Annotated in this window: 7 protein-coding genes; all 7 read right to left on the reverse strand. The window is 64.7% G+C overall.

Annotated features, from left to right (window positions below; translation table 11 throughout):
* On the reverse strand, window positions 1-806 hold an 806-nt coding region (gene fliF / locus AC1DYI_RS28940), incomplete at its 3' end, for a flagellar basal-body MS-ring/collar protein FliF (protein ID WP_477207573.1).
* Window positions 807-855: 49 nt separating this feature from the next.
* On the reverse strand, window positions 856-1,182 hold the full coding sequence (fliE, locus tag AC1DYI_RS28945) for a flagellar hook-basal body complex protein FliE (RefSeq protein WP_477207574.1): 327 nt from the start codon (window positions 1,180-1,182) through the stop codon (window positions 856-858).
* Window positions 1,179-1,601, reverse strand: coding sequence for a flagellar basal body rod protein FlgC (gene flgC, locus AC1DYI_RS28950; protein ID WP_477207575.1), 423 nt, complete (start codon window positions 1,599-1,601; stop codon window positions 1,179-1,181). The genes fliE and flgC overlap by 4 nt, the downstream gene beginning before the upstream one ends.
* Window positions 1,602-1,620: 19 nt before the next feature.
* Window positions 1,621-1,974, reverse strand: coding sequence for a flagellar basal body rod protein FlgB (locus tag AC1DYI_RS28955; RefSeq protein WP_477207576.1), 354 nt, complete (start codon window positions 1,972-1,974; stop codon window positions 1,621-1,623).
* Window positions 1,975-2,002: 28 nt separating this feature from the next.
* Window positions 2,003-3,181 carry a flagellar basal body P-ring protein FlgI gene (locus AC1DYI_RS28960; protein ID WP_477207577.1) on the reverse strand — a complete coding sequence of 393 codons (1,179 nt, stop codon included), beginning with the start codon at window positions 3,179-3,181 and terminating at the stop codon, window positions 2,003-2,005.
* Entirely contained in the window at window positions 3,148-3,741 is a 594-nt protein-coding gene (locus AC1DYI_RS28965; protein ID WP_477207578.1) for a flagellar basal body L-ring protein FlgH, read from the reverse strand. Before AC1DYI_RS28965 ends, AC1DYI_RS28960 begins: the two co-directional genes overlap by 34 nt.
* The coding region (locus AC1DYI_RS28970) for a flagella basal body P-ring formation protein FlgA (protein WP_477207579.1) at window positions 3,738-3,917 on the reverse strand (180 nt) is incomplete at its 5' end. The genes AC1DYI_RS28970 and AC1DYI_RS28965, both read right to left, overlap by 4 nt.

Here is a 3,917-nt window from a genome sequence, read left to right on the forward strand (position 1 = left end):
GTGCGCACCTGGTTCATGTCCAGCGTCGCGTCGACACTGGCCATCGCCTGGCCGGCACCGAAGGCCTTGTCCAGCACGGCATTGGCCTTCTGGACGAGGTACTGCTCGATCTCGCGCTTCACGTCAACTCGAGCCGAAGAGGCCACGCCCGAGGCCGAATCATCACCATCGCTCGTCAAGGCCACGCCCTGGCTGTTGATGATCGTGACGTCCTTGCTCTCCACGCCCGGGACGGCTGCCGCCACCAACCGCTGGATGCCTCGGACCTGGTCACGACGAAGGGCCCGGCCCTGGCGCAAGGTGAGCGTGATCGAGGCCTTGGTGCGGCCTTGCTCCCGCTTGAACAGGCCTTCTTCGGGGAAGGCCAGGTGCACGCGCGCCGACTCGACCTCGGCCAGCGACAGGATGGTGCGCGTCAGCTCGCCCTGCAGGGCGCGCTGGTAGTTCACCTTCTGCGCAAATTCGGTCATGCCGAAGTCAGCGTTGTTGAACAGCTCGAACCCCACCGCACCCTGCAGCGGAAGGTCCTTGCCCATCAGCTTCAGACGAGTCTGGTGCACCGTGGCGCGGTCGACGAGGATCGTCGTTCCGTCTTCGCCAAGGCGATATGGCACCTTCATCTGATCCAACTCACGGGTCAGCGACGCTGCATCCTGCGCCGACAGTCGCGAGAACAGGACTTCGTACTCGGTGTGCAACGCCCAGTAACCGAGCACGACGGTCGCGATGACGATCACCACGACGCCGATGCCCAGGCCCCAACGCGCCGCAAGGCCCAATTCATCCCACCAAGCTTTCAATGACATTCTTTTCCTCGACGATCCCTAGCAACGCTACAAAAGTCTGCAGCGAGCGTCAGACCTGCATCCGCATCATTTCCTGGTAAGACTCCAGCAGCCGGTTGCGCACCTGCAGCATCAGCTGGAACGACAGGCGGGACTGCTCCATCTTGAGCATCACCTGGTGAAGGTTGTCGACATCGCCGGCCGCCAGGCGCTGCATGTCGACCTGGCTGTCGAGCAACGCCCCGTTGACCTGGTCCAAGCCCTGCGTGACCATCTCCGAGAAGCCTGCGCCCTGCGCAGCGTTGGTCGACGTCGCGGGCGAACCGGCGACACCCAGCGAAACGGGTTCCACCGAAGGCAGGGCCGCCACGGGAGCGAGGAAATCAGGCAGACTCATTGTGCTCCTCCGATGTCCAGGGCCTTCAGCACCATCGTGCGGCTCATGTTCATGGCCGCGACGTTCGCTTCATAGGCGCGCATGGCATTCATCATCGTCATCATCTCGGCGGTGTGATCGACAGCTGGGTAGCTGACGAATCCCTTCTCGTCGGCCAGCGGATGGCCCGGTTCAAGGACCTGCCGCGGCGCGTTGGCTGTCGGCTCAACGATGACCGTCGGCACCTTCATCCACTGATCGAATTGCGAGGCGAAGTCGGCCGTGCCCGACCGCGCCACGACGTGCATCGGACGGTAGCCCTCGCCGTTGGCACCCAGCGCAACGTTGGCGTTGGCTAGGTTCAACGCGGCCACGTCGACGCGCAGCCGCTCAACGTCCATGCCCAGTGCCGAAATGGCGAACGAACTTGGATATCCCATCATCACTCTCCTGCCGGACTCAACGCTTGCCGTCGCTCACGGCGCTTGCCAAGATCGACAGGTGCCGGTTCATGGCCTTCATGAGCGCCTGGTAGTGGGCGCCGTTCTGCGCCATGGCCGCCATCTCGCTGTCCAGTCGCACCGCGCCGTCGGCCGAGAGAGTGACCTGGGGTTCGAGGCGCGGCGACAGGCTCGCGCCACCGACTGGGCCGGCGGCGTCGAGCGCCATGCTGAAACTCACGCGTTGCGCCTGAAAGCCAACGGTGTTGGCGTTGGCGATGTTGTTGGCGATGACTTGCTGCCGGATCACGGCGGCGTCAAGGGCCGTCGACAGTGCCGGAAGCGTGACGGCTTCGATGTTGGAGGTGTTCATGGGTGGATGCCTTGAAAAGACTTCTGAGCTATTGAACGATCAGTTCGGCGTGCAACGCCCCCGCGGCCTTGACGGCCCGGAGAATGGAAATGATGTCGCGCGTGTTGGTGCGCATGCGGGCCAGCGCCTGCACCAAATCCGCCACGGTGTTGCCGCCGGCCACGAAGGCGGCGCCCTGGCCTTCGGCGACGTCCATCTGGCTGTTGGTAACGACGGCCGTCTTCACGCCGCTGGGCGCTCCGCCCAGCACGTTGGGTTGCGACACCGACGTCTCTGTAGTGATGGAGACCTTGAGGTCGCCATGCGACACGGCCACCCGCTGGATGCGAACGTCACCGCCGGCGACCACCGTGCCGGTGCGCTCGTTGATCACCACCTTCGCGCGACGATCCGGCTCGACCCACACGTTCTCTACGCGCGCCAGGAAGTTCACCGGCCGAGCCCGATCTTCATCCGGAATGCGGATGTCGATGCCCGAAGCGTCACGCGCATCGGCAACCGATACACCGACCGCTTGGTTGATGGCCGTGGCCACCCTCATCGCCGTGGTGTAGTCCGGGCTGCTCAGTACGAAGGTCACTTGGGTGGTGGGCCCCTCGGCGCGCGGCATGCCGACTTCGACGGTAGCCCCGCCGGGCACCGAGCCCACGGTCGGATGGTTCTTCTGCACGACGTTGCCGTTGGCGTCGTAGCGGTAGCCGCCCACGGCAAGTGCGCCTTGCGCGAGTGCATAGGTTCGACCGTTGGCGGCGCGCATCGGCGTCATCAGCAGCGAGCCGCCCACCAGGCTGCGCGCATCACCGCTGGAGGTGACCGTCACATCCAGCGTGTCGCCTTCGCGTGCCAGCACCGGCAGCGAAGCCGTGACCATCACCACGGCGACGTTGCGGCTCTGAAGTTGGTCCGCCGGGATCGACTGGCTGAACTGCGACAGCATGTTCGACAGCGCCTGCCGGGTCGCGCGATTCGACGGCGAATCGCCGGTGCCCGCGAGACCCGTCACCAGGCCATAGCCCACGAGCGCGTTGTCGCGCCAGCCCTGGATACGGCCGAGATCCTTGACGCGGATGGCCGCCTCATTGACCGCGGCGCTGGCAGTTGTGCCGACGAATGCGGCGGTAAGCAACACCAGGGCCTGCAATCCGCCGAGGAAATTTCGCATTCTCATCATCATCAGAATCCCAGGAGATCGACCAGTTGACGCCACCAGGCGGGCTTCTGGCGGTCGGCAAGGTGCCCTTCACCCACGTAGGTGATGTCGGCATCGGCGACGCGCGTCGACAGCACCACGTTCGATTCGGAAACGTCTTCCGGGCGAACCCGTCCCGTGATGCCGATGCGTTGCCGCTCGTCGTTGATCGTCAGTTGCTGTTCGCCGGAAATCAGTAAGTCGCCATTCGGCAGCACATCCCGAATGGATACCGTCAGCTGGGCCATCAGCCGGCCGGCGCGCTGTGTCTGGCCGCCGCCGTCGAAGTCGCCTCCGACGCTGGCGTTGGCCGCCGCCGCCTTGACACGCGGATAGGTCACCGACAGGTCGACGCCGAGACCGTTGTGCCGCTGCGTTCCAGTGTCTGCATTGGCCGTGGCCATCGCGTTCTCGACCACCTGGATCGTCAGCACGTCGCCCACGCGATGTGCCTTGTGGTCGGCTGTCAGCGACTTGAACGTCGACTCGTCATACAGGCTTTGCGCCCGGACAGGCTGGTGGAGCAGCCCACCGAACACCCCTGCGGCAACCAGCACCCAAGTTCCGACGAACTTCATTTCACCAACTCCACTTGTCCAGCCGCCATGACCCGCGCGAGAACGAGCGACTGGCTCGCCGAAATGCGCACTTGAATGTTCTTCCCGAGCTCCCCGTCCTGAAGCGCGCTGGCGATCGCCTGCACTTCGACGGCTCCGATGCGATGCACGACCTGCACGACATCGCCGCGCGACAC

This window comes from Ideonella sp. P3_A4 (assembly GCF_056403075.1).

Bases quoted from the DNA above. Each gene is read 5' to 3' on its own strand.
- AC1DYI_RS28955 (WP_477207576.1), bottom strand. From the start codon at position 1,974: ATGAACACCTCCAACATCGAAGCCGTCACGCTTCCGGCACTGTCGACG.
- AC1DYI_RS28965 (WP_477207578.1), bottom strand. From the start codon at position 3,741: ATGAAGTTCGTCGGAACTTGGGTGCTGGTTGCCGCAGGGGTGTTCGGT.
- flgC (WP_477207575.1), bottom strand. From the start codon at position 1,601: ATGGGATATCCAAGTTCGTTCGCCATTTCGGCACTGGGCATGGACGTT.
- fliE (WP_477207574.1), bottom strand. From the start codon at position 1,182: ATGAGTCTGCCTGATTTCCTCGCTCCCGTGGCGGCCCTGCCTTCGGTG.